Annotated in this window: 21 protein-coding genes; 16 read left to right on the forward strand and 5 right to left on the reverse strand. The window is 55.4% G+C overall.

Going from position 1 to position 26,491, the window contains the following annotated elements:
* Positions 1–87: 87 nt before the first annotated feature.
* The 12 genes from VH413_11700 (at position 88) to VH413_11755 (ending at position 13,948) form a co-directional block, all read left to right on the forward strand.
* A complete protein-coding gene (locus VH413_11700) occupies positions 88–852 on the forward strand; it encodes a hypothetical protein (protein HEX3799353.1) in 765 nt (254 codons plus the stop codon).
* Positions 853–1,227: 375 nt separating this feature from the next.
* Positions 1,228–2,571 (forward strand): hypothetical protein, encoded by a 1,344-nt coding sequence (locus VH413_11705; GenBank protein HEX3799354.1) that lies wholly within the window; start codon positions 1,228–1,230, stop codon positions 2,569–2,571.
* Positions 2,572–2,573: 2 nt separating this feature from the next.
* Positions 2,574–3,272, forward strand: a complete 699-nt coding sequence (locus VH413_11710; GenBank protein HEX3799355.1) for a carboxypeptidase regulatory-like domain-containing protein — start codon at positions 2,574–2,576, stop codon at positions 3,270–3,272.
* A 3-nt stretch (positions 3,273–3,275) separates the two neighbouring features.
* The gene (locus VH413_11715; protein ID HEX3799356.1) at positions 3,276–5,543 is read left to right on the forward strand and encodes an ATP-binding protein; all 2,268 of its coding nucleotides are present in this window, start codon (positions 3,276–3,278) and stop codon (positions 5,541–5,543) included.
* 116 nt (positions 5,544–5,659) lie between these two features.
* Positions 5,660–8,206: a U32 family peptidase gene (locus VH413_11720; protein HEX3799357.1), complete on the forward strand. Its 2,547-nt coding sequence runs from the start codon at positions 5,660–5,662 to the stop codon at positions 8,204–8,206.
* A 346-nt stretch (positions 8,207–8,552) separates the two neighbouring features.
* A complete protein-coding gene (gene sufD / locus VH413_11725; protein ID HEX3799358.1) occupies positions 8,553–9,908 on the forward strand; it encodes a Fe-S cluster assembly protein SufD in 1,356 nt (451 codons plus the stop codon).
* A gap of 12 nt (positions 9,909–9,920) precedes the next feature.
* Positions 9,921–10,367, forward strand: coding sequence for an SUF system NifU family Fe-S cluster assembly protein (locus VH413_11730; GenBank protein ID HEX3799359.1), 447 nt, complete (start codon positions 9,921–9,923; stop codon positions 10,365–10,367).
* 79 nt (positions 10,368–10,446) lie between these two features.
* The gene (sufT, locus tag VH413_11735) at positions 10,447–11,013 is read left to right on the forward strand and encodes a putative Fe-S cluster assembly protein SufT (GenBank protein ID HEX3799360.1); all 567 of its coding nucleotides are present in this window, start codon (positions 10,447–10,449) and stop codon (positions 11,011–11,013) included.
* A gap of 12 nt (positions 11,014–11,025) precedes the next feature.
* Positions 11,026–12,270: a cysteine desulfurase gene (locus tag VH413_11740; GenBank protein HEX3799361.1), complete on the forward strand. Its 1,245-nt coding sequence runs from the start codon at positions 11,026–11,028 to the stop codon at positions 12,268–12,270.
* A gap of 54 nt (positions 12,271–12,324) precedes the next feature.
* The gene (locus tag VH413_11745; protein ID HEX3799362.1) at positions 12,325–12,582 is read left to right on the forward strand and encodes a hypothetical protein; all 258 of its coding nucleotides are present in this window, start codon (positions 12,325–12,327) and stop codon (positions 12,580–12,582) included.
* Positions 12,583–12,912: 330 nt separating this feature from the next.
* The gene (locus tag VH413_11750) at positions 12,913–13,449 is read left to right on the forward strand and encodes a rhodanese-like domain-containing protein (protein HEX3799363.1); all 537 of its coding nucleotides are present in this window, start codon (positions 12,913–12,915) and stop codon (positions 13,447–13,449) included.
* A 1-nt stretch (position 13,450) separates the two neighbouring features.
* The gene (locus tag VH413_11755) at positions 13,451–13,948 is read left to right on the forward strand and encodes an iron-sulfur cluster assembly scaffold protein (GenBank protein ID HEX3799364.1); all 498 of its coding nucleotides are present in this window, start codon (positions 13,451–13,453) and stop codon (positions 13,946–13,948) included.
* 8 nt (positions 13,949–13,956) lie between these two features.
* Here VH413_11755 and VH413_11760 read toward each other — a convergent pair whose 3' ends face one another.
* Positions 13,957–15,717 (reverse strand): amidohydrolase, encoded by a 1,761-nt coding sequence (locus VH413_11760; GenBank protein ID HEX3799365.1) that lies wholly within the window; start codon positions 15,715–15,717, stop codon positions 13,957–13,959.
* Between the two features lie 152 nt (positions 15,718–15,869).
* On the opposite strand from VH413_11760, the gene mscL reads away from it, so the two are divergent.
* Positions 15,870–16,325 carry a large conductance mechanosensitive channel protein MscL gene (mscL, locus tag VH413_11765; protein ID HEX3799366.1) on the forward strand — a complete coding sequence of 152 codons (456 nt, stop codon included), beginning with the start codon at positions 15,870–15,872 and terminating at the stop codon, positions 16,323–16,325.
* Between the two features lie 807 nt (positions 16,326–17,132).
* The gene (gene aroF, locus VH413_11770) at positions 17,133–18,152 is read left to right on the forward strand and encodes a 3-deoxy-7-phosphoheptulonate synthase (GenBank protein HEX3799367.1); all 1,020 of its coding nucleotides are present in this window, start codon (positions 17,133–17,135) and stop codon (positions 18,150–18,152) included.
* A 326-nt stretch (positions 18,153–18,478) separates the two neighbouring features.
* Here the strand turns inward: aroF and VH413_11775 are convergent, their stop codons facing one another.
* Together VH413_11775 and VH413_11780 are read right to left on the reverse strand one after the other, a co-directional pair.
* Positions 18,479–20,572 (reverse strand): adenylate/guanylate cyclase domain-containing protein, encoded by a 2,094-nt coding sequence (locus VH413_11775; protein ID HEX3799368.1) that lies wholly within the window; start codon positions 20,570–20,572, stop codon positions 18,479–18,481.
* 672 nt (positions 20,573–21,244) lie between these two features.
* The gene (locus VH413_11780; protein ID HEX3799369.1) at positions 21,245–21,631 is read right to left on the reverse strand and encodes a hypothetical protein; all 387 of its coding nucleotides are present in this window, start codon (positions 21,629–21,631) and stop codon (positions 21,245–21,247) included.
* Between the two features lie 133 nt (positions 21,632–21,764).
* Here VH413_11780 and VH413_11785 point away from each other — a divergent pair, with 133 nt between their 5' ends.
* On the forward strand, positions 21,765–23,420 hold the full coding sequence (locus tag VH413_11785) for a peptidylprolyl isomerase (protein ID HEX3799370.1): 1,656 nt from the start codon (positions 21,765–21,767) through the stop codon (positions 23,418–23,420).
* 39 nt (positions 23,421–23,459) lie between these two features.
* On the forward strand, positions 23,460–24,260 hold the full coding sequence (locus VH413_11790; GenBank protein HEX3799371.1) for an RluA family pseudouridine synthase: 801 nt from the start codon (positions 23,460–23,462) through the stop codon (positions 24,258–24,260).
* Here VH413_11790 and argF read toward each other — a convergent pair.
* A complete protein-coding gene (argF, locus tag VH413_11795) occupies positions 24,257–25,153 on the reverse strand; it encodes an ornithine carbamoyltransferase (protein HEX3799372.1) in 897 nt (298 codons plus the stop codon). The two genes, VH413_11790 and argF, sit on opposite strands and share 4 nt — an antisense overlap.
* A complete protein-coding gene (locus tag VH413_11800) occupies positions 25,150–26,436 on the reverse strand; it encodes an acetylornithine transaminase (GenBank protein ID HEX3799373.1) in 1,287 nt (428 codons plus the stop codon). Before VH413_11800 ends, argF begins: the two co-directional genes overlap by 4 nt.
* Positions 26,437–26,491: the final 55 nt, after the last annotated feature.

Genomic DNA, 26,491 nt, shown 5'->3' on the forward strand with positions numbered 1-26,491 from the left:
TCGCCCTTCCATTAGCGAAACGGCGAGCTTCGTGTTTGCCTCGCCGGACGGGTGAGGGTAGCATTTGGGTAAGTCCCATTGAGTTTTATGAAAAAAATATTTTACGGCGGATTGAAGTTTGGCGCGGTCGTAACGGCCTGCGCGTTTTTCGCGGGCGAAGCTTTGGCGCAAAATGATTTTCCGCAGGATGCGACGGTGATCCGGTTGGAGGGGCAGGCCCGCATTTCGACAGACCACGTTAAATGGCACAAGCTGGCGAAGGGCAGCATCATCTCGCCGGGGTCATTGGTTCAAACATCGGACAACACGGTGCTGGACATTGCGCTCGATAAATCCGCGACGGGCAATTTCAACGCGCAGACGGACAAACTGGGCGCGGGCACTGTGCGCGTGCTGGGCAATTCGGTGGTCGGTTTTGACCGATTGAGTTCGCAACGCACCGGCGACGCACTGGTGGAAGATATTCAACTGGATTTGCAGGTTGGAGAAATCGCCGGGTTGACCGGCAAACCCGCGGCAGGCTCTAAGTATGAGATCAAATTTGCCCATGGAATGGTTGGCATTCAGGGCGCGAAATATCAAATGAACGCGGCAGGAATGGTCCGGGCATTTACCGGTCAGGCGGTAGTGGCCTCGGTCGCGGCGGACGGCTCGACGCCCGTCACCGTCGTTACAGCCGGAAACCAATTCGATCCGGCGATTGGAGCCGCAAGTCCGATTTCCGGAGCTATGCCAGGCCAAGGGTTGGAACCGAATCCGAAAGCAGTCGCCCCGTCCCCGGCCGCCACTGAGAATACTCAGTCTCCCGATTACAAACCACCCGGCGCGCTTCATCCGTTGCGGAAGTTCTAAAGCGAGCCGTTCAATACGGCATCGTTTCGCTCGTATTTTTTTCGCAAAGTTTAGGCCATTTGCCTTCAAAGCGTCCGCTGCGCACCACCTCACGGCGGCTAGCGCCCCGTATCATTTTGTAACTGTCATGCAAAAATAATTGGCAGTGCCCGTCCCGCCCGCAAAAGCCACCGCAGCTTGCAATGTCTCAATTATAGGCAACCCATCCCTTGGCTGACCCAACTGCTGGAAATTGTGTCGCGTCCATTCCATTTCGTGACCGATTGATGGACACAAATGGCTCACAAAATTTCGGTAATCGCATTGCTGCGAAACGCGCGGAAAACCCCATGAAATAAACGGTGCGGGCATGCTTGTTGCTAAATCCACCCCGTTATGACGGGAAAAACTAAATTGCGAACTATCCTTGGGATCAGTGCCGCCATTATTTTTTTCCCGGCCAAGTCTGTTCTCGGCGCGGAGGACGCTTCCATCACGCGTGAACAATTTCTTTTGCTCGAAAAACAGAACGCAGCGTTGCAGGAACAATTACAAAAGCAGCAGGCGGTCATTGATTCGCTCGTCCATCAGGTGCAGGACATCCGGAACGGCGGCGAACATGGCGGCGATTCAAATGCCATGCCGGTCATCCACGCGAGCGAAGACGAATTACCAGCCGCGTCCAGCGATTCATTTCATCTGGGCAAGGTGGACATCACCGGCGAAGGCGGGGTGGCTTTTTTCAGTTCGCAGCCGCAAGGGATGTTTCCGCATTCGACCTTTCGCATTGACGAAGCGCGGTTGTTCCTTGAAGCGCCGGTTTGGGACGACGTTTATTTTTACAGTGAGATTGATCTTGCGAGCCGGGAATCCACGAGCCTTGGATTGAACGTCGGCGAATTGTATGTGGATTTCGAGGATGTCTCGAAGTTGTGGGGCCAGGAGCGGATGCTTAATATTCGCGCCGGGCAATTCTACATTCCGTTTGGCGAGGAATATTTAAGCCGTTTCGCGATGGACAATCCGCTGATTTCGCATTCCGTCAGCGATATTTGGGGAACCGACGCGGGGGTTGAACTCTACGGAAAAATCGGCCCGGTGCAATACGTGGCGGCCGTTCAAAATGGAGGTTCGGTTACCACTCAATCGTTGCAGAGTGATAAGTCCATCGCGGGTCATATCTCTTACGAACCGAATAAATGGCTTCACCTCAGCGCCAGCGGCATGCGCACCGGCAACTTGAGCGTGAGCAATGGACTTTCCGCGGTCTGGTTCGGAAATGGTTTTTTTCGGGCGCTGAACTCGCCGCCGGCTTCAACCTTTCACGCGAATCTCGCCGAGGTGGATGCCCAGGTGAATCTTTCCTGCGTTCAACTCAAAGCCGCGGCCGGCTATATCAATTATGATGACGACAGTCCGGCAGGGGATGATCATCGCGATATTTATTATTACTACGCCGAGGGCGTGCATGATTTCACGAAACAATTTTACGGGGCGGCACGGTTCAGCGAAATCTTTGCGCACAACGGTTTTCCCATCGTCGGCAATGGCGATTCGAATAATTACTTGTTTGGGCCCCTCACCCGGGAGTATTGGCGGCTGAGCATCGGTTTGGGTTACCGGTTCGGCCGCAATCTGCTGGTAAAGGGTGAATACAGCTTTAACCAGGGCAGCCTGGCAGACGGCACCGCGCGCACGGCGGAAAACCAATTCTCCGTGGAGGCGGCGTTTAAATTTTGATCATGAAGACGGACTTGCTTTGCTTTTTGTTTACGCTGGGTTTTGTGACCGCGGCTAACGCTGGCACGATCACCGGCAGCGTTCACGCGGAGGGCAAAGCGGGCGCGGACGAGGCGAATTGCGCACCCGGCACGTACGACAGCCGCGCCTATAAATTTGCTCAGCGCGTGGATTACGGCGCGATGCATGATTTCGTCGTGTATATCGAAGGCGATCTCGGCACCAACCTGCCCGCCGCGCCCACGTCGCCGGTTAAGATCGCGACCAAAAAAGTCGCGCAGCATAAGGCGATGTTTTCTCCGCACGTTTTGCCGATCATGAAGGGCACGGTCGTCGAATGGCCGAATGACGATGATATTTTTCACAACGTATTTTCATTCTCGGAAATTCAGCCGTTCGACCTAGGATTATATAAAGGCCATGAAGCCAAACCGGTGACCTTTAATACTCCAGGGCGCGTGGATGTTTTTTGTTCCATCCATTCCAGCATGAACTGTGTCGTGCTGGTATTGGAAAATCCCTACTTCGCGAGCACGGATGCGAAGGGGCGTTATGTCATCTCCAGTGTCCCCGCCGGGACTTATAAACTCAAGGCGTGGCACGAGCGCCTGCCGAGCCAGCGCAAAGAAATCATCGTGCCGGAAAAGGGAGAGGTGAAAATGGATTTCACTCTTGGCATCGAAGGGTTGCCAAAACTCTGACGTATGAATTTGTCATCCCTTAACGCGCGCGTCAGCTTTCAGGTGAAGGTTTTGGTGCCGGTCATCGCCGTGATGGTGTTGTTGACGAGCGCGACCATTTGGCTAGTGAACCTGCGTATCAGCGCGCAATTTGAAGAGCAGGCGGCGGCGCAACTCGATAAGGATCATTCCATCTTTACGAAACTTCAAGCCAATCGCATCGGCAATTTGCTTTCCAAATATCGTGGCATCAGTAGTGATTCGCGTTACCGGGCGTTCATCCAATCGGCTGAGGATTCGCAAGCGTGGTACAACACGACAAGCCCCTTTCTCTCCAGCCAAGTCAGCGAAAATGGAGCCACGGTGGCGACCTGCACGGTGAGCCCGGACAGTTCACACGGTTTCGCGAGCGCGAGTCTGGAACCGATGCTGGACCTGCGACAATTTCAAATCCGCAGCGGCAACGCCGTTGGACGCGCCTTTGGCGGTCAGCCGGCGACGGATACCATCAGCGTCGGCCCGCAGATTTTTAACATCGTGTCCGTGCCGGTTCTTGGGATGGAAGAGCAAACGGGCGTGGTGACATTTGGCGTGGAGATCGGCCAGGAAGTTGCCCAGGAAATGAAGCAACTCAAGGACAGCGAAATTCTATTGCTGGCTGATGGACGCGTCGTTGCTTCGAGCCTCACTCAAACGAGCTTGTACCCTGAATTGATTTCACGTTTTAACGAACTGTCGTCGCTCGCCGCCTCCGCGAAAAGGACGGTTACGATCAAACTCGTGCTCGACAAAAAACATTATATCGCCGAAGCCGGGCGGCTGGATTCGTTCGATGGCAGCACGGCGGCCGGTTATCTGATGCTTTCGTCCTATGAAGAGTCGTGGGCGGTCTTGAAGGCGACACAACAAATGTTGCTGGCGATCGGCCTGCTCGGCATCGGCCTGAGCACATTGATTATTTGCGTTCTGATTCATAAAGTGACCCAGCCGTTGCGGCAGTTGCGCGACAGCGCAGAGGCGGTCGGACGCGGTGATTATTCGAAGCGTGTGGAAGTGGAATCGCGGGATGAATATGGGGAACTGGCCACGGCGTTTAATCGGATGACCGAAAACATCCAGACCTCCAACCAGGAACTTGAAAAAACCGTCGCCACGCTCAAATCCACGCAGGACCAGTTGATTCAAAGCGAGAAACTTTCCGGCATCGGCGAATTCGTGGCGGGTGTGGCGCATGAATTGAATAATCCGCTGACTTCGGTGATGGGTTTTTCCGAATTGTTGCAGCAGGGCGAAATGCCTGAGCAGCAACGCCGCTATCTCGACATGATTTTTAAGAGCGCCAAGCGTTGCCAGAAGATTGTGCAAAGTTTGTTGAGCTTCGCGCGACGTCACGCGCCCGAGCGCAAGGTGGTTTGCGTGAACCAGATCGTCGAGTCCGCGGTGGAGATTTTGCAATACCAGATGCGCACGAGCAATATTGAGGTTTTCACGCAACTGGATTCGCACCTGCCCGCGAGCGAAGTGGATTCACACCAGATGCAGCAAGTGTTTCTCAATATCATCAATAATGCGCGTCAGGCCATCGAGGCGCAACAAACCAAGGGCTGGTTGCGCGTGACGACGGAATCGGCTGAGGGACGCGTGCGCGTTATTTTCCAGGACAACGGCCCGGGCATCGCGCCGGAAAATTTGAAGCGCATTTTCAATCCATTTTTCACAACGAAAGAAGTGGGCAAGGGGACCGGGCTTGGCTTGAGTTTGTGCTATGGAATCGTCAGCGAGCATGGCGGCAGCATCACGCCGCATAGCGAACCCGGCAACGGCGCGACCTTCGTGATCGAATTGCCCGTGGCGAACGAAGTGCCCACGGTCGCTCCCAAAATCGTGGCGCCCGCGAGCGCGGAAACGGCGCAGGAAGGCGTGGGCAAACGTGTGCTCGTGGTGGACGATGAAGACGCGATTTTGCAGATGATCCGCGAGGCGTTAACGCGGAGTGGCTATCGGGTGGACATCGCGCACGATGGTGAATCCGCCTTGCGCCGCCTCGGCCAATATCATTATGACCTCGCGTTGTGCGATTGGAAAATGCCGGGCCTCAACGGCCAGCAGGTCTATGAGCGTTTGCAGGAATCGAATCCTGAAATGTCGCGGCGATTGATTTTCATCACCGGCGACATGGTGAACAAAAATACGCAGGAATTTTTGCAGTCGCGCGACAAGATCTGCCTTACCAAGCCGTTCACGCTGGTCGAGTTTCGCTCGGCCATCAGCCGCGTGTTGACGGCGAATTAATAGTGCGGGCGGGGGAGAAAATTTGCCCGCGTTCGCGAGTGCGTTTTCGAAATGCCTAAGCTGAATAATCTTCCTTTGTCTCCTTTCCGTTTCCGGTTATGTTGTGCGGTTACGGAATGGAAAATGTTGAGATCAATCCAGTCACTGCGTCCTGCGTAAATAAATCGCCGGCGGCGTTGCCGCGCCCTGAACTTCTGGCGCCGGCTGGTGATTGGGAATGCGCAAAGGCCGCGGTGGAAAATGGCGCGGATGCGATTTACTTCGGGCTGGAGCGGTTCAACGCCCGGATGCGCGCGCATAATTTTACGGAAGCCGATATGCCGCGGCTCATGGAGTTTTTGCATCGCCGGGGCGTGAAAGGCTACGTCACTTTCAACACGCTCGTGTTCGCGAACGAAATGGCGGACGCCGAGGAATATTTGCGCGCGATTATTTCTGCGGGCGTGGATGCGGCCATCGTGCAGGACGTGGGTATCTGCCGGCTCATTCGCAAACTCTCGCCAGATTTTCCGATTCACGCTTCCACGCAGATGACGGTCACGAGCGCGGGCGGGGTGGAATTCGCGCGCGATTTGGGTTGCAACCTAGTGGTGCTGGCGCGCGAATGTTCGATTGCGGAGATTGAAAAAATCCAGACGGCGCAGACCGCCGGAGTGGAGCACGCGCCGCTGCCGATGGAGGTGTTCGTTCATGGCGCGTTGTGCGTGGCGTATTCGGGACAATGTTTGACCAGTGAGTCGCTCGGCGGCCGGTCGGCGAATCGCGGTGAGTGCGCGCAGGCTTGCCGGATGCCGTACGAATTAATTTCCGACGAGAAGAAAGTTGAGTTGGGCGACAAGCGTTATTTGCTGAGTCCACAAGACCTCGCGGGCATGGACGTGTTGCCGGAATTGGTTCGCGCGGGCGTGGCATCGCTCAAGATCGAGGGGCGGCTCAAGACGCCTGAGTATGTCGCGAACATCACGCGCATTTACCGGCAGGCGCTGGACGCGGCGAGCGCGGCGGAATATGAGCGTGTGCGCCGGGACTCGCGCTACGATTTGGAGATGGGATTTTCGCGCGGGCTTTATACCGGGTGGTTTCGCGGCAACAACAACCAGGAACTTGCGCATGCGCGTTTCGGAAAAAAACGCGGCGTTTATCTGGGAGAAGTCCGGCGCGTTCAGGGCGAGCGCATTGCCTTGAATCTCACCGCACCGCTGAAGCCGGGTGATGGTGTCGTGTTCGATGCGGGGCATCCCGATCAGGATGAAGAAGGCGGACGGGTTTATACTTTGGAAAAGCGCGGCGCGGAGACGCTGCTGGGTTTTGGCCACGGTGATTTGAATTACAGCCGCATTCGCGCGGGTGATAAATTGTGGAAGACCAGCGACCCGGAGTTGGATCGGCGGTTGCGCCAAAGTTTTGCGGGTGAGAAGCCGTTATATCAGCGCGCGGTTGCGATGGAGGTTCATGGGGAAGCGGGACAGCCGTTGACTTTGATTGCGCGAGACGAAGCGGGGCACGTCGCGCAAATAAGTTCTGCGATGCCGCTGGCCGTCGCGGAAAAACAGCCGCTGTCCACGGAAAAATTGCGCGAACAACTGGGGCGTTTGGGCGGCACGCCGTTTACGCTGGGAGAACTGAAAAATTTATTGTCAGGCGCGGTGATGCTGCCGGTGAGCGAGTTGAACCGGATTCGCCGGGAGGTCGCTGTGGAATTGGAATCATTGCGGGTGCGGCCGAAGCGCTGGATTTTGAATGAAACCAAAGCTGCTGCGGCGATTGAATTGGTATCGTCGCGGAATGGTGAAAAGAACATCGCGAAGGCGCCGGAGCTGATCGTGCTTGTGCGTGACTTGAAGCAGTTGGAAGCGGCGCTCGCGTGCGGCGTGGAAACGCTCTACTGCGATTTTGCGGATGCTAAAAAATATCGCGAAGCGGTGACGATGGCCCATTGCGCCGCGGGTTGCGCGATGCCACAACGAAGCATCTGGGTCGCGCCGCCGCGCATTTTCAAGATGGGTGAGGAATGGATTTTGAAACAGGTGCGCTCGTGCAATGCGGACGGCTATCTCGTCCGCAATTACGATCATCTGAAATATTTCGCGGGTGCGCGGCGCATTGGAGATTATTCGCTGAACGTGGCGAACGGGCTCACGGCGGATTATTTTAAAAATCATTTTGGGCTGGAGCGCGTGACGGCATCGTACGATTTGAATTTTACGCAGTTGGAAGCGTTGCTGAAATCCACGCCGCCGGAGTGGTTTGAAATCACGATTCACCAGCATATCCCGATGTTTCACATGGAGCATTGCGTGTTCTGCGCATTTTTGTCGAAGGGGACTGACTACACGAATTGCGGGCGGCCGTGCGACAAGCATCAGGTGAAATTGCGCGATCGCGTGGGCGCGGAACATCCGCTCACGGCCGACCTTGGCTGCCGCAACACCGTGTTTAATTCGCGGGCGCAAACGGGGGCCGAATATGTGGCGCGGATGCTCGCGTTGGGCGCGCGGCATTTTCGCATGGAGTTTTTGAATGAGACGCCTGAGCAGGTGAAACAGACCATTGCGAAATATCGGTTGCTCTTGCGCGGCGAAATTGACGGCGGCGCGGTTTGGCGGGAGTTGAAGCTGCAGAACCAGTTAGGTGTGACGCGCGGGCAGATGGCGGGGACGTAAGCTCACTCCGTTGGGACCGCGGGTCTGCGACCCGCAGCAACTCCCGCGAAGATTGCCGCTTTCGATCTGGCAGGTTTTTTGACAGTTCCTGCTTTTACAGTGATGGCTTAGGCGTGCAGTGGGTTGAGCCGCAGGCGGCTTGACCTTATGGGCCTTGCTGCGGGTCATAGACCCGCGATCCGTTAGGATGGCGCTTTTTACGTGGTTGATGATTGCGCGATTACGTGTTTCGCTAACTAACTGATAGACGGTCGCTACAGTAGCTTGCTTTGGCGGGCGGGGCATGGAATGATAAACTTTGTTAATTGTCATCACGACCAGACGATTTAAGTCAGAGAAACTAAATATGACGCAGGGCATTTTAAATCAGAACACGCGCGCGACCGATCCGCATTGGGAAAAGTTTGAGAAATCCAACCTGGATGCGAAACAACCTTCGTGGGTTTTTCCCATTCGCAAGGCGGCGATGTCGTGCTTTGCGGAGCTTGGCTTTCCGACGGTGAATGACGAGGACTGGCGCTTCACCAATGTCGCGCCGATCGCGAAACTGCCGTTCCTGCCATCGCTGGAAAACACGCGCGGCAATCTGGACGCGGGCGCGCTTAAAAAGTATTCGTTCACCGAACTCAAGGCGAGCCGGCTGGTGTTCGTCAACGGCCATTTTTCGCCGGAATTTTCCACGATCATTCCGCAGACCGATGGCATTCGCATCGCGAATTTGGCGAGTGCATTGAATACGGATTCGGCGCTCATCGAAAAACATCTGGGGCGGCACGCGTCGAGCGAGAAGAATGCTTTTACGGCGTTGAACACGGCGTTTTTCCAGGACGGCGCATTTATATATGTGCCCGCCGGCAAAACGGTCGCGGACCCGGTGCATCTGTTATTCGTTTCGACTTCGAGCGAAACGGGCACGACCATCAGCCCGCGCAATCTTATCATCGCCGAAGCGAACAGCAAATTGACGGTGATCGAGAGTTATGTGAGCACGGTGAACGGCGCGTATTTTACCAATGCAGTCGAGGAAATCATCATCGGCGAAAACGCGGTGGTCGAGCATTGCAAGTTCCAGGACGAAAGTCCGGCGGCGTATCACATCGCGGCGATCCACGCGCATCTCGGGCGCAGTTGCAATTTCATCGCGCACTCGGTCGCCACGGGCGCGAAACTTTCGCGCAATAATATCCGCACCAGCTTGGCGGACGAGGGTGTGGAATGTATTTTGAACGGCCTTTACCTTACGCGCGACGAACAGTTGGCGGACCATCACATGATCGTTGATCACGCCAAGCCGCATTGCAATAGCCACGAATATTACAACGGCATTCTTGACGGACGCTCGAAGGGCGTTTTTCACGGGCGTATTCTGGTGCGGCCAGACGCGCAAAAGACCGACGCGAAGCAGACGAATAAAAATTTGCTGCTGTCGGATGACGCCACGATTGATACCAAACCGCAGTTGGAGATTTACGCCGACGATGTGAAATGCACACACGGCGCGACCATCGGGCAGTTGAATGACGAATCCATTTTTTATCTGCGCGCCCGCGGCATCGGGCTTGAAACCGCGCGTCGCATGTTGATTCACGCGTTCGCGGGCGAGATCATTGATCGCATCCGTTACGCGCCCGCGCGCGAAGAGATGGATAAGATTGTCTGGGATCGTCTCGAGCAGAATCATTTGATCGCCGAAAAAAAATAACGGGCTTGCATCATGGCCGACGAACTCGACGAGTTGTATCAGCAGGTGATTTTGGACCATTGCAAATCACCGAGGAATTTCCACGCGCTGGAAGGGGCGAACCGCAAGGGCGAAGTATACAACCCGCTTTGCGGCGATAACTACACGGTGTTTCTCAAGATGGACGGCGACGTGGTGCAGGATTGCGCGTTTCAAGGTTCGGGTTGCTGCATATCCAAGGCATCAGCCTCGCTGCTCACCACGGCGGTGAAGGGCAAGACGAAGGCCGAGGTGAAATCACTTTTTGAAAAGGTGCGGGACATCATCACGACCGGGCACGGCGATGAAGCGAGTGTGGGCAAGCTGGCGGTGTTCGGCGGCGTGCATAAATTTCCGGCGCGCGTGAAGTGCGCGATACTTTCCTGGCACGCGGTGGTGGCGGCGCTGGATGGTGAGAATCAGCCGGTTTCGACGGAGTAGGTTACGTTTGTTGGGCGGACGAAGGCCCGGCGGCGCGGCGAGACAGAATGGGATTTGTCGGTTATAGTTTGAGGGCGATATGGAAAACAACGAACCAGTCACATTAAAACGGGAAGTGAACGCCGCCGTCATTCCGGTGGGCACGAAGGTCACTTTGCAGGCGGGCGAGCAGGCGTACATCACGCAATCGCTCGGCGGGACTTACACGGTGATCGTGAATGGCAACATGTTTCGCATCGAAGGCAAGGACGCCGATGCGCTAGGGTTGGAAGTGTCGGCAAAACCGGCTACGCCCGCGCCGATTTCCAATGCGCCGGTGAATCCTGAGCAGTTGGAAAAGGATGTCTGGAACCAGATGCGCAGTTGCTACGACCCGGAGATACCGGTGAACATCGTTGACCTCGGCTTGATTTACGATTGCAAAATCGCGCCCATTGCTGGTGCAGAAAACAGTTATCGCGTGGATGTGAAGATGACGCTGACCGCGCCCGGTTGCGGCATGGGACCGACTCTGCAACAGGACGTGCAAAATAAATTATTGTCCATCGAAGCGGTGGATGATGTGAATGTGGATTTAGTGTGGGAGCCGCAGTGGAACCAGGGAATGCTGACCGAGGCGGCGAAATTACAACTGGGACTTTTATAAATGATCCAGACGATGCCAACGCCATCCAAGCCCGCGCCTGATTGGGCCAAGCTGCGCGCAGATTTTCCGATCCTCGACCAGCAAGTTCACGGGCATCCGCTGGTGTATTTCGACAACGCCGCGAGCAGCCAGAAACCGCGCGTGGTGATTGACACCATCAGCCGCTATTACGAACGCGACAATGCCAATGTGCATCGCGGGATTCATGAATTGAGCAATCGCGCGACGGCGGCGTTTGAAGCTTCGAGAATTCGCGTGGCGAAATTCATCAACGCGAAGACGGACAACGAAATTATTTTCACGCGCGGAACGACCGAAGGCATCAACCTCGTGGCACAATCCTGGGGCACAAAAAATCTCAAGCCGGGTGATAAAATTCTGCTCACGGAGATGGAGCATCACAGCAATATCGTGCCGTGGCAGTTGCTGGCCGAACGCACCGGCGCGAAGCTTGCGTATATTCCGGTGACGGGGGATGAAGGTTTGCTGGATTTGAGCAATCTGGATTCGCTGCTCACGTCGGAAGTGAAATTATTTGCCTTCACGCATATTTCCAACACGCTCGGCACGGTCAATCCGGTGGCCGAACTTTGTGAACGCGCGCACAAGCTCGGCGTGACCACGCTGGTGGACGCGGCGCAGAGTGCGGGACATCTGCCGCTCGACGTGCAGGCATTGGGCTGTGATTTTCTCGTGTTCTCCGGCCACAAAATTTGCGGGCCGACGGGCATCGGCGTGCTGTGGGGTCGCGAAGAGATTTTGAATGCGATGCCGCCATATCATGGCGGCGGCGAGATGATCCTGGACGTGGATTATTTCAAGACGACTTACAAACCCGCGCCGCATCGTTTTGAAGCGGGCACGCCGGATATTTCCGGGGTGATCGGTCTGCACGCGGCGCTGGATTATCTCGACGCGATCGGGCGCGAGCAGATTTTCAAGCACGACCAGGAGTTGGCGAGTTACGCTTATGATCAACTGGCGTCGCTGAAGGGCGTGCGTTTGTTCGGGCCGAAAAGCGGGCGCGCTGGGCTGGTGAGCTTTTTGTTGAACGACGTGCATGCGCATGATGTGGTCACGGTGGCCGACCAGCGCGGCGTGGCCTTGCGCGGGGGGCATCATTGCAACCAGCCGCTGATGAAAAAATTGGGCGTGCCTTCGACGGCGCGGGCGAGTTTTTATTTTTATAACACAAAGGCTGAGGTGGATCGGTTTATCGAAGTGGTGCGGGAGATTCAGAAATATTTTGGGGCGTGAGTTTGGGCGGCAAATCCCACTTGCTGATAAGAGTTTTGAGGACTAAAATAGGCCATGAAAGCGATTTCAGTTAAGGACGCTCAGGAGCAACTTGGCCAGTTGATTGCCGAAGCATGCCGCGGCGAAACCATTGTGCTTACCGATGGGGATAAACAAGTGACTCTATTTCCGGGGCCAGTTCTTGATTTGGAAGAAGACAGTCCCGAATTGGAAGCAGAATTGTTGAAGGGAGCCGAAGGTCCGTTCACACCCTATAAACCTGGCGATGCAAGAGCGATTTGTGAAAAGATGATTCGGGAAAGACGTGAATAACCTTATCATTGAATGGTCACCGCATTTTCAAGCGGATATGACGAATCAATTTGATTGGTATCTTTCAATGGCTAATGAGGACGTGGCAGCGATTTTCTGATGCAGTTGATGAAACGATAATCCGGCTCGGCAAACAGCCGGAAATTGGGCGAGTTCGAAAATTTCGAAATCCAATCCTTCGTGACTTGAGATCTTTTCGTCTTACGCCTCCATTTCAGAACTTTTTGATCTTTTATCGCTTGAATGAAAATGTTTTAACCGCATGGCGGCTTATGCATGGAGCGCGCAATTTGGCGCGCCGCCTGGCAGAGTAAATATCCGAATTTTTAAATGACTATTAACGCGCAATCCAAAATGAGTGAAGTGCTCGAGAAGTTTCCGGGCGCGCAGCGGGCGATGTTTCGCAAGTATCACATCGGCGGGTGCGCCAGTTGCGGGTTTCAGCCGACGGAGACGCTGGCGCAGGTTTGCGCGCGCAATGGTAATTTGAACGTGGATGAGGTGATGGCGCACATCCAATCGAGCCACGAGCAGGACGAGAAAGTTTTTGTGTCGGCGGCGGACCTGGCAAAAATGCGCGGGCAAAACCCGGCGTTGAAAATTCTCGATGTGCGTTCGCGTGAAGAATTTGAGGCAACACATATTGAAGGCGCGTTGCTGATGTCGCAGCCGGTGGTGCAGGAAATCATGGCGCACTGGCCACGGACGGAGGAATTCGTCATTGTGGATCACACCGGCAAACTTGCGCTCGATGCGGCGGCTTATTTTCTCGGACATGGGTTTGAACAGGTGCGGTGTTTGCGCGGGGGCATTGATGCCTGGGCGCGCGAAGTGGACAGCAGTGTGCGGCGGTATCAACTGGCGTGATATGAACGAAGATTTGCAAAAACGAATCCAGCAGGCCATCGCCAACCCGCAAAACATGGGCGAGATGGCGGGGGCGGACAGCATCGGCACGGTGGGAAATTCCGAGTGCGGCGAAATGCTGCGGATGTGGGTGAAGTTCAAGGAGGACAATGGCCGCAAGGTGATTGATCGCGCGACGTTCCAATCGTTTGGCTGTGAAACAGCGATCGCGGTGGCGAGCCTGGCGACGGAGTTGATTCGCGGCAAGACGGCTGAGGAAGCGCTGGCGCTCAAGACGGAAGAATTGGCGGGCGAACTTGGGCCGCTGCCGCCGATGAAAATTCATTGCGCGCAACTGGTGGAAGGCGCGTTGCGTTCGGCGTTAGAACCGGACGCAACGGAAGCGAAGCCAGCGGTCGTGACGCCTGCGACGGCCAGTTCAAATCTGCTCGATAATTTTTCCAAGCCCAAAGAGGGCGGCGTGCGGCTGGTATTTCTGGACGAAAAGCCGAAGCAATAATCGCGCGGCTATTTCGCTTCCCAGACGATTTTTCCACCGACCATGGTCAACAGGACTTTGGTGTCGCGCACTTGATTCACGGGGCATTTAAGGATATCGGTATCAATCATGATGAGGTCGGCGAGTTTGCCAAGTTCGAGCGAGCCGCGATTATTTTCCTCAAAGCCGAGATAGGCATTGTTGATGGTGTAACAACGGATGGCGTTCGCGCGGTCCAAGGCTTCCTCGGGATGGATTTCTGCGCCGGAACTGGCCTGGCGCGTGAGCAGGGTTTCCATGCCGAGCCAGGGACTCCACGAATTTATCGCGGTGGCGGAATCTAATTTCGCGAAGTGGCTGCTGCCCATACCAATGGTCACGCCATTGGTAAGCCAGCTTTTAGCGGCGATGAAATTTTTGAGGCGGTGATCGCCCAAGGTTTTTTCCAGGCTGTCACCGTCGAAATAGAGCCACGCGGGTTGCAGGCTGGCGGCGACGCCCAAATCCCGGCAGCGCGTCCAATCCTGAGCCGCCTGAAAACTGGCGTGATTGATGATAAAGCGGCCCTGGCGGATGTCGGTCTTGAATTGAACTTTCTCAAAAGAATTGAGCACCTGATCGAGACAGGCATCGCCGGTGCAATCGGCGCTGAGTTGCCACCCTTGCTTGATGGCTTTTAGAAACAAGTCCGGCAGAACTTCTGATTCCTCAAAAAAGTTGCCGCGATAGGAGGGTTCGGTGATGCCGTATGTCGGGCCGATGCCCCAGGGCGCGCGCAGGTAAGCACTGCCGGTGAGGACATCGCCATCGAGCCGGCATTTGAGCGCGCCAATGCGCACCCAATTATCGCCGACGCCGGTGGGGCCGTAAGGAAGTTTGCCGTGAGCGGCGTTGGTCACGACATTAAGGCGCGCGAGACTTTCATCAATCGTCGGCGCTGGATCAATCGGGCGCATACAATGGATGCGGACGGTCAACTCGTCTGACTGGCTGAGGTCGCGGAACAGATCTATCGCGGCGGGTTCAGCATCGCTTTCGCAAATGCTGGTGATGCCTTGCTGATTGTAGGATTGATAAAGTTGCTTGAGCGCGGCACGGGTTTGTTCGGCGGCAGGCGGGCGCGTGGGAGGAATTTTGACGAGTTCAGCGGCGTTGCGCAAAAGGCCGGAGGGTTCGACGCTGTCGGATTTGAAGACGATTTCTCCACCGGGCGGGTTGGTGGTGGCGCTGGTAATTTTTGAAATTTGGAGCGCTTTGGAATTGAGCATCACGAGCGGGCCGCAATTCCAATAGACGGGATGATTGGGTGCGGCGGCATCGAGTTCGGCTTTGGTGGGCAGGCGGCCTTCGGTGACGCGAGTGGGATAGACATGATCAATGGTGATCCAGGAATTCGTCGGTTTGTGCGCGGCCTGTTCGCGAATGTATTTAAAAGCTTCGGCGAGGGAATTCAATTTGGGCGTGGTCGAGGTGAGTTCGCTCACGGTGGCGGCGTAGGAATCCACATCACTATCGTATAAGCCGGGCATCACCGTGGCGCCGTGGGCGTCAATCATCCGCGTGTTCGGGCCGTGGAAAGGCTCGAGTTGTTTGTCTTTACCGACGGCGATAATTTTATCGCCGCGGACGCCGATCGCCTGGCCCAACGCGAAGGAGGAATTTACTGAAATGACCTTTGCGTTGTGAATGATGAGGTCGGCGGGTATTTCGGCGGAATGCAGCACCCTCAACGCGCCAAAAAACGGTACAGTGACAAAAAGGAGTGTGCGGAAAACGGTACACAATTTCATAATGTTCACAGATTAATGCGGGCGGCGGCGAAATTTTTTCGTGCGTTGCGCGCAGGGGATTCGAAGCAAATCCTGAGCCACTGATGCCCATTCCGCGCTTGCAGAAACGGCGCGGGCGGCTAGATTTGCGGCATCAGATTGGGGCCAAACCTATGACAAATTTTAACGATACGATAAAAAAACCCGCCGGTTTCCTGAAGGAATTCAAGGAGTTCGCGATGCGCGGCAACGTGGTGGACCTCGCCATCGGCGTGGTGATCGGCGCGGCGTTTGGCAAAATTGTGTCGTCGCTAGTCGCGGATATTTTCACGCCGATCATCGGAGTGCTGACGGGAGGCGCGGATTTCAAAAATAAATTCCTCAGTCTCGCGCCGGAGAAAACCAAGGGCATCGAAGTCTTGGCCGACGCGCAGAAAGCCGGCCCCGTAATCGCTTACGGGCAGTTTCTTACGGCGACGGTGGATTTCATCATCGTGGCGTTTTGTATTTTTCTGCTGGTCAAGTTGATGAATAGATTGAACAACGCCCCGCCCCCCGCGGCTCCCGAACCGACAGCGCAGGAAAAGCTTCTGGTCGAGATACGGGATTTGCTCAAAGCCCGTTCGTAACCAGAGGTAGTTTGTCTGAGGTTTTCTTCTAATCGCGAGATTCGTTTATCGCGGTGGTTCACACTGGGCGGTTCTCACCAAGCCGGTTCGCACGTTTGCGTTTGGCATTGGTGATGCTCATTACGAATTGTAATGGCTGAGGGATTAGCCGGCTCAGGTTGGGGCCGCAAATTTAGGATTGGTTCCTCAGTTCATGGTTCGTTGGTTCGTTGGTTGGTTGGATCGAACAGGCACGTTGAGTGGTCCGGCACTGTTTTTCCGGCGGTGCCGGGAAGCTGCTCAACAAATTGAGTCCTCTAGTCGGGTTCTCGCCGGTGCGCAAGCGCCGAACGAGACCGGGGTAGGGGACTCTTTTTTTTACGGTTTATCGCGCCGGTGAATTCTTTTTTTGACGCAGAGGCGCAGAGGTCCTTGCGGACGGCCACTGGGAGAAAAAATTTAGCGGATTAAACACGATAGGAAATTTTTCTTTTTGTGTTCAACGAAATTTTTTTCTAGTCAGTGTTTGATCGGTGTTTAATCTGTGGCTTCACGTTTTTGTTTTTCTCTGCGCCTCTGCGTTAAGGCTGATGATAAAGAACCGGGAGCGTACACGTCGCACGGCCGCACTTGACGGCGGGGATTCCTCTGTTAGGCTGAAAACGTGACTTTCAGCAGCTACTATTTTAGCGGCAGCGTCGCGGGCTGGTTTTATTTCAGCCCGGTGAACTGGCGTTTGCGGCTGCGCTAGTCCACCAATCCCAAATCCAGCCGCAGGTCGCCACCTGCGGAATCCTGGTGGAGACCCGGGCGAATCCAGGAGTCAAAATGATCATTGTCCTCAAACCCAATCTTTCCAGGCGCGACGAATCGGCCGTGCTCAAGGAAATCCGCAAACTAGGTTACGAGCCTCACATCATGCGCGGCGTGGCGCGGACGGTCATCGGCGCCATTGGCGATGAACTGACGCATAAATCGCTGGAGGCTTTGCCGGCGACGTTTCCGAACGCGGTCGAGAGTGTGATGCCAGTGCAAAAGCGTTACAAGCTCGTGAGCCGCGAAGCGCATCCGGCGAATTCCACCGTGAATGTGCGCGGCCAGCTCATCGGCGGAAAAAAAGTCCAGATCATGGCAGGACCATGCTCGGTGGAGAGCGAGAAGCAGTTGCTCACAACGGCGCATGCGGTCAAGGCGGCGGGCGCGACGATTCTGCGCGGCGGCGCGTTCAAGCCGCGGACTTCGCCGTACGAATTCCAGGGATTGGGATTGAAGGGATTGAAGCTGCTCGCGAAGGCGCGGCGCGAAACCGGTTTGGGCATCATCACGGAATTGCTTTCGCAAGACCATGCGGAGATGGTCGCCGAGTACGCGGACATTCTTCAGATCGGAGCGCGCAACTCGCAGAATTTCCAGTTGTTAATTGCCGCCGCGAAAACCGGCAAGCCGGTTTTGCTGAAGCGCGGACTTTCGATGCGCATCGAGGAATGGTTGCTGGCGGGCGAATATGTGCTTTCCAATGGCAATCCCAATCTGCTTTTCTGCGAGCGCGGTATCCGCACGTTCGAGAACTACACGCGCAACACGCTCGACCTTTCGACGATTCCGATTATCAAAAAGGAATCGCATTCGCCGATCGTGATTGACCCGAGCCAAGGCGCGGGGCGCGCGGACCTGGTGATGAGTATGTGCAAGGGCGCGGTGGCGATGGGCGCGGACGCGTTGCTGATCGAAGTGCATCCGAACCCGGCGGAGGCGTGGAGCGATGGCGCGCAGCAAGTGTCGCTGGAGTTGTTCGCGAAGCTGATGGAGGAACTCAAGCCGTTCATCGCGGCGGTGGGACGGGAATGAGTTTTGTGGTTTTTGAAAGTCCTGCAAGGGACGAAAGAAGCGGGCGAATATTTTTCGGAATGTGGATAGAAAGATTTGAGATTTCTTTCGTCCCTGGTGGGACTTGAATCGGAGGAAATCAATACCCAGCAATAAATTGCTGGACTAAGATCGGCCGTCCCTCCGGGACTTCGGACGGCTGCGCGGCAGCGCAGCCCTACCATGCGCTAGAATATCAGTTGTCCCTGCGGGACTTCGGGCGGCGGAGCAGCGGCTCCGCCCTACCGTGCACTGGAATATTATCGGCTCGGCGGGTGAGGAATGGGCCAATCAGGCCGCGCACATGATTATTTTTCGGTGAGGACGAAGGTTCCGTTCCAATCAGCGGGCGGCGGGTTTTCCGTATAATCGCGACAACGCTCGATGTACATTTCGCAAAGGAAATCGAGGCCGCTCAATTCGGATGAGACTTTCTGGAAGATTTCGCGGGCGGCCTGGAATTCGCGGGTGCGAAATAATTTGATGGCGTCGTGATATTTTTCAAGCCACGGCGGGGGCGGTTGGGTGCTTTCGCTGATGACATCAAAGGTTTCGATGGGTCTGGTTTTGCCTCGAAAGGTGATGAGGCCAACCCGGCGATAAACAAAATGTTCGCGCGTCAAGGCTTCAACACGTTCACCGATCAAAATATCGGCGTGGAATTGTTTGGTGGCACTCTCCAAGCGGGCAGCGAGGTTGACACCATCGCCGAGAAGGGTGAATTCCATGCGTTGCGGATGGCCGATGTTGCCGACAATCATCTCGCCCTCATTAATGCCAACGCCGATATGCAAGGGCAGACGGTTGGGCTGCTTCTGCCAGCGTTCGTTCAGTTTGATCAACGCGGCGCGCATGGCGAGAGCGGTGCGGACGGCACGCCGGGCATCGTTTTCCGGCCCTTCGGTTTTCACGTCACCCCAGGCCGCCATGATGGCGTCGCCAATGAATTTTTGGAGTGAGCCGTCCTCTTTCAACACCGCGCCGACCATTTCCAAAAAATATTCATTGAGTTGCTTGACGAGTTGTTCGGGGTCGGCGCCTTCAGTCATGGTCGTGAAGCCGCGAATGTCGCTGAAAAGCACGGTGCAGGATTGTTTACGTCCGCTGAGGGATTCTTCAAAGGAGCGTTTATCTTCGAGGATGGACTTGGCAACACTTTTGGAGACGTAACGGTCAAGGATGTTACGATAACGCCGTTTTTCGAACTGCTCCAGGGTGTATTGAAAAAAGATGCCGAAGGAGCCGGTGCCGATAAAACCGAAAAGTGGCGGCATCATGGCAATGACGACGTTGGCCTTGTTAAAGGTGATCTGGCACACAATGAGAAACCCAAGCGTGGTGCCAAACAGGAAGCACAGTTTCAGCGCGGCATTGTGAACACGAAGGCAGATGAGCAACGCGAGGATGACCATGGCAGCCGTAACGGACAAGTTGAAGATGCGCGATGAATCTTCGAGCGATGAATGCGTGTCCAAAGTAGCCATCATTTCGATTTGAATTTCGGGCCCGGGCATGTCGCCGTAAGGGGTTTCATGAACGTCCTGGAAGATTTGCGCGATGGGGCCGACAACCACTATCTTATTTTTAAATATGCTGCCGCCACTGATGGGAGGATTGTTCCACAGTCGGTCCACGAAAAGAGTTTCAATCGGTATAGGCCGGTAAAGACCGGCAGCGCCGTGAAAATTGATGAAATTATCATGATCATAGGGCGGTGTGCGGATGGCACCGCGATATTCTTCAACCGCGCGCGCGCTCATCGCGACCAGGTCATCGGGATATTGGTCCAGAAATTTTTTAATGTCCTGATTGCTGCTTTCCCGTATTTGCGAAGTGCGATACTTGCCGCGCCGGAATACTCCGTCTATATCCGACCAAATATTTGCCAGACCAACACCTTTATCGGTGGCGGCAGCGAGCAAGTTGCTGTTAGGGGGAGTAATTTTTTGTTCGGTCGCTTCATACATCGCGCCGAGTACTACATGGCCCTGGTATTTTCTAAGTTCAGCGGCAAAAGCGTCGTCGCCCTGGCTGGGCGCGGCAAAAACGAAATCGAACACCACAACCTTCGCGCCGGCATCCATTAATTTATCGAGAGTTGCGGCATACACGTCGCGGCTCCAGGGAAACGGCTGGGACATTTCTTGAAGCGTGAGAGAAGCTTCAATTTCGGAAGGATTAAGCGTATCCAGGGACAAGGAACTGGTTTCGACGCCGACGAGGACGATGTTCGTATCGGGAAATCGTTCTCCGCGCTGTTTATAGCGATGGTCAATCAGCGCGCCTTCCGCCTTTTTCCATAGGGGAAACCCGGTGATGAGCGACCATTGGCTCATCCACAAAATCAACATGCCCGCAAAGACGATGATGAGATTGGTGGCTTTTGGTAAGAGTCTGAACATGGTTTTAGACCGTATTCATCGGCGCGGCTGCGGGAATTATTCGCAACTCAACGAAGCAATACAAGGTCTAAAGCGGGACGACGAGCGTGAAAGCGCGGGTAGGCCGTCGGCGTCCGCAAAGCGTGTATGGTCCACTGGATAAAAGCATATTTGTATCCTATGGAAGGGTGGACGCATCCCGGAAATGGAGTATGGTGGGGCAGTTCTTTGAAATGGAGTTGACCGTTAAGCCGAGCTGAATTTTGGCGCATACCGAATAATTAGAGCATTTCCACAAATGATGTAGCGGTGTGCTGGTGCCTTGAAAGGAAGCAGTCTTTTTGACTTTTGGCGTCGTTTTGGCTCAGTCACAGGCCACTGCGGGCCTGCTCCTTCGCCAAAGCCTCGCCAAAAGCCAAAAATCCTCGCTTCACACCACTACATAATTTCTGTCAATGCTCTTCCAAAAATGTATAAAAAACGCCAGATGAGGCCGGTTTGGCTCGCTTAAATTCGCGTTGGCTCGGATAAGCTCGGATAAGTTCGCTTAGCGGGGGAAAAAAATTATTGGGGAAAGGCGAGCACTGAATCGGTTTGCCTAAAAAATGGCTTCGCTGACAGAAAAGGCGTCAGATGTGCCTGGGCACACTGATCCTGCAGAGGGTTGGATTGAATAAAACCGGCGCGGGCCGGTTATTTGTCGAGGATTTGCAGACGGTAAACGGGGGAAAGTTTGCTGTTATCCTTCACCGGGCCGAAACCGTTGTAGCTGTAATCGAACTTGAAGCGGTAATAAATGACCTTGGCTCCGGGGGGCGCGGGGATGATGGTTTCCCAGCGATTGGTCATGAGCGTGGTCAGGTGCATCGGAAAGGGTTCTTTGCCCGAGATGGCGACGGGCCTGATGGACGGCCAGATGAGGGATTGCTGGCTCGAGGCGAAGGCGGCCTCGATGGGGTAAAAGCCATTGTCATTGCGGAACTGCTGCTTGGCTGTGAGGTTGGTGATGGTGCCGGAGGCGCATCCGGTGAGGAGCGCGCCAAGCAAGAGCATGGGCAATAATGTCTTAACAATACGCATAGTATGTATAGAGAGCCTTGCACAAGCCGGGGCGGTTGTAAATGGACTTTTTGCACGCAAAAATACTGCTTTTACGTTTGACCACCACTCCCCAACGCGGTTAGGCTGGCCGCTCATCATTTGAACAAAACGTATGTTTGGGACCATTAGAAAACATCAGACCTGGCTTTGGGCTATCATCATTGTCGTGACCTGCCTCAGCCTCATAGTTTGGACCGGCGCAAATAACAAATCGGGCAACGGCTCCGGGGGACGGGATAATTTCGGCATGCTTGCAGGCCGCGCCATTACCCGCGAACAAATCGTCGGCGCCATCCATGAAGTGGAGTTGGATTATTTTCTCAAGAACCAGCAATGGCCCGACCGCAACAATCCTGATCTCAATCGCCAGGCTTACATGCGCCTGTTCCTGAACCAAAAGCAAAAGGAAATGGGCATCGAAGTGCCGACGGATGCGGCAGCGGCTTTTGCTCATCGCATTTTGGGCCAAGCTTCGATGGATGATTTTGTGGAAAAGGTCCTCAAGCCCGAAGGCTTGGACGCGACGGATTTTGATCATTTTCTCCGCCACGAATTGGGTATCGAGCAACTGGCGTTGACGGCGGGCGTCGCCGGACGATTGGTCACGCCGCAGGAAGCGGAGACGATGTACCGCCTGGAGCATCAGGACGTGGATACGGTGCTGGTTTATTTTTCGGCGACGAATTACATGAAGAGCGTTCTCACCGCGCCGGACGCCGTGGCGCAATTCTACACGAACCAGCTTGAGCATTATCGCGTGCCGGAAGAAGTGCAGGTCAGTTACGTAAAATATAACGTGACCAATTATATGACCGCCGCTGAGAAGAGCATCACCAACATGGACCAGATGGTGCAGGCAAACGTGGACCGGCTCGGCACGAATTTTTATCGGAACGCCAAGACGGCTGACGAATCGAAGGCCAACATCCGCAGTGACCTTGTCCGCCAGCATGCGTTGGTGGATGCCCAGCGCGCCGCGCTGGCTTTCGCCACGGCGATTGATCAGGAAACGAATCATTCACTGGCGAATTTTGACAAGCAAGCCGCGGCGGAAAAATTACAAGTCTTGACCACGGCGCCGTTCGACCGCGAATACGGTCCGCAGGAATTTATTGTTCCGCCGAGCTTCACGCAGAAGGCTTTCGCGCTCGCGCAGGATGATCCTTATGCCGGACCAATCGTCGCAGAAGACGGAGTGTATGTGATCGCGCTCAAACAGCGTCTGCCTGCCGAGACGCCATCGCTCGATAAAATTCGCGAGAAGGTTACGGCTGATTATCGTTATATGAACGCGGTGCAGATGGCGCAGCAGGAAGCTTTCAAATTCAACGGCGCGGTGACCAACGGCTTGGCGGCGGGAAAATCCTTCAAGGATATTTGCGCGCAGGCGGGCGTGAAGCCCCAGCCGCTGCCGCCGTTCTCGCTCAACGCGCGCAATGTGCCGCCGATGTTGGAAGACAAGGTCAGCATCAACGCGCTCAAACAGGCGGCGTTTGGCACTCAGCCGGGCAAAGCCAGCGGACTCGCGGCGGCTCGCGATGGCGCATTCCTTCTGTATGTTGACAAGCGCCTGCCGATTGATGAAGCGAAAATGAAAGCGGAGATGCCGGAGTTTTTGTCTGGGCTGCGCTCGGCCCGCGAAGGTGATGCCTTCAATCAATGGTTCAGCACGGCGGTGCATCAGGATCCCGACTTCATGCAATACATCCAGAAGTTGACGGAAGATTCCCAGGCGAGAAGCAGCGCCGCCAATCGCCGCAAGTCGTGATGCGCAGCGCCGCCAGTGCGGCGTCGCGCCAAAATTCTCATGAGCGAAGTCATTAAATTATCTTCGCCGGCCACGCGCGAGTTTTGGGAGTTGCCCGTGCTGTTTGAAGACGGGAATCTGCTCGCGATTGACAAGCCCAGCCGCCTGCTGACTTCGCCGGACCGTTATGATCCCGCGCGTCCGAACTTGATGAAGCTGCTGCATGCGGCTGTCGAAGCCGGCAAGCCTTGGGCGCGCCAGCGCGGGCTCACTTATCTGATGAATGCGCATCGGCTGGATTTTGAAACCAGCGGCATCATTCTGCTCGCGAAAAATAAACCGGCGTTGATCGCGCTCGCAAATTTATTTGGCTCGGAAAAACCGGTGAAGACGTATCTCGCCTTGGTTCACGGAAATCCGGTCCGGGAAACTTTTGAAGTGGAGGCCAAACTTGCGCCGCATCCGGTGAAGCTCGGTTTGATTCGCGTGGATGAAAAAAATGGCAAGCGCGCGCGGACGGATTTTCAGTTGATCGAGAAATTCAACGGTTACTCGGTGTTGCAATGCCGTCCGCAGACGGGCCGCACGCATCAGATACGCGTGCATTTGCGGCAGGCGGGTTTACCGATCGTGGGCGATGAACTTTACGGCGGAAACCCGTTGCTGCTGTCGCGCCTGAAAATGGACTATCATCTCAAGCCCAAAAAAACGGAACGTCCGCTGATGGATCGCGTCGCGCTGCACGCGGCGGAGTTAAAATTGCCGCATCCCGTGACTGGTGTGGAAGTCGCCATCACTTCGCCGCTGCCGAAAGACCTGACCGTGGCGATCAAATATCTGCGGCGTTACGCGGCGGTTTAGGCGGCGACCCACGCAAGGATCGCCTTCTGAACGTGCAGGCGATTTTCCGCCTGGTCGAAGATGGTCTTTGCATGCGCCTCAAAGGTCGCTTCGTCAATCTCCTTGCCCTTGTAAGCGGGGAGGCAATGCATCACCAGCGCACCGGGCTTGGCAAGTTGCACGAGCGGGCCATTGATCTGATAACCGGCCATCGTTTTGATGCGTTCGGCGGATTCCGCTTCCTTGCCCATTGAAATCCAGACGTCGGTATAGAGCATGTCAGCGCCTTTCGCAGCCGCTTGCACGTCTTCGGTCACGATGATTTTTCCGCTGGCACGCGCGAGCAATTCCGGCGCGGGCTGATAACCCTTCGGCGCGGCGACCCGCAATTCAAAACCCATTTTCGCGGCGGCGAACATCCACGAGTACGTCATGTTGCTTGCGCCATCGCCAATGAGCGTCACCACTTTTCCGGCGATTGGGCCGCGCTGTTCTTCAAAGGTAAAAATGTCCGCGAGAATCTGGCAGGGATGCTCGTCGTCCGTGAGGGCATTGATCGTCGGCAATTTGGAATAGCGCGCGAAATCCACGACGTCGCTTTGCGCGAAGGTGCGGATGATCGCGCCGTGAACCATGCGGCCCAAAACGCGCGCGGTGTCTTTGATCTCCTCGCCGCGGCCGAGTTGAATATCGTTCGCGTTCAGGAACAGCGCTTGGCCGCCCAGTTCGCGGATGGCGACTTCGAACGACACGCGCGTGCGCGTGGACGATTTCGTAAAAATCATCGCCCAGACCTGCCCGGCGAGCGGCTGTTGCTGATGATGTCCGCGTTCCTTTTTCAACGGGCCCGACGCGGACAGGATCGCCCGCATGTCGGAGGCGCTGAGTTCCTCGATGCTCAACAGATTTTTCATGATGCCAATTTTTCCACCACCGAACCGATGATTTTCAATCCCTCGTCAGCCTCGCTCCGCCGCAGATTCAGTGGCGGCAATAGGCGGACGATATTCGTGCTGGCGGGAATCGCCAGCAGTCCCGCGGCGTGCAGCAAATTCACGAACCGCAGCGTCGGGGTTTTGCCTTCGCTGGCGAAGGCGGGAATGTTTTGCGCGAGTTCGATGCCGAGCATGAAACCCAGGCCGCGCACGTTTTGAATGACGGACGGATATTTGCGCGCGAGTTCCAGCAAACTGTTTTTCAAATGGTCGCCGACGGAGCGCACATTGTCCGCGAGTTTTTCTTGTTCGATGACCGAAAGAATTTTCAACGCGACCGCGCAACCGAGCGGCGAGCCGCCGAACGTGCTTCCGTGTGTCCCTGCGCCGAGCAGATCCGCGTAAGGCTGCCGTACCCAAAACGCGCCGATCGGAAAACCGCCGCCGAGTGATTTGGCCATTGAGATCGCGTCGGGCATGAATTTATCGCCACCGGGTGTGTTCTCGAGCGTGCGCTGATAACTTTGAAAACGGCCCGTGCGGAAGTGGCCGCACTGCACGCTGTCCATCATCAGCAACAATTTTTTCTCATCGCATAATTGCCGCAAGCCCAGCAGATATTCTGGCGCCGCGGGCGACACGCCACCTTCGCCCTGGATGCCTTCGATAAAAATCGCGGCGGTCGCGGGAGAAATCGCATTACGCATCGCGGCGAGGTCATTGTAAGGCACATGCCGAAAGCCCGGGATGATGGGCTCAAAACCTTTTTTGACTTTGTCCTGCCCGGTGGCGGCGATGCCACCCAGCGTGCGGCCGTGAAAGGAATTGATGGCCGTAATGATCTCGAAACGGCCTTCATCATGGCCGAATTTGCGCGCAAGTTTGAACAAGCCTTCGTTGGCCTCGACGCCGCTGTTGGCGAAAAAACATTTTCCCGGACCGATCAGGTTCACGAGCTTCTCGGCTAACTGGCCTTGCGGGCCGTGATAATAAAAATTGGAAGTGTGGATGAGCTTGCGCGATTGCTCGATGAGCGTGTCCGTGATCGCCGCGGGCGAGTGACCGAGCGCCAGCACGGCGACGCCGCCGCCGAGGTCGAGGTAACGCTTGCCGGTGATGTCCCAAACGTAACTGCCCGCGCCGTGGCTGAGCACGATGTCGAAGCGGCCATACGTCGGTATGACATTTTTTTGGAACAAGGCCTGGATCTCCGCCGTTTCGTTGTGAACGACGGCGGGCGGCGTTGGAATAATCTCTTTCATGTTATTTCGATCAAGCGAAAGAAAATTTTTAGCAGGAAAATTTCAGGATAAAAGC

The organism is Verrucomicrobiia bacterium (assembly GCA_036268055.1).
Classification (GTDB): domain Bacteria; phylum Verrucomicrobiota; class Verrucomicrobiia; order Limisphaerales; family Pedosphaeraceae; genus DATAUW01.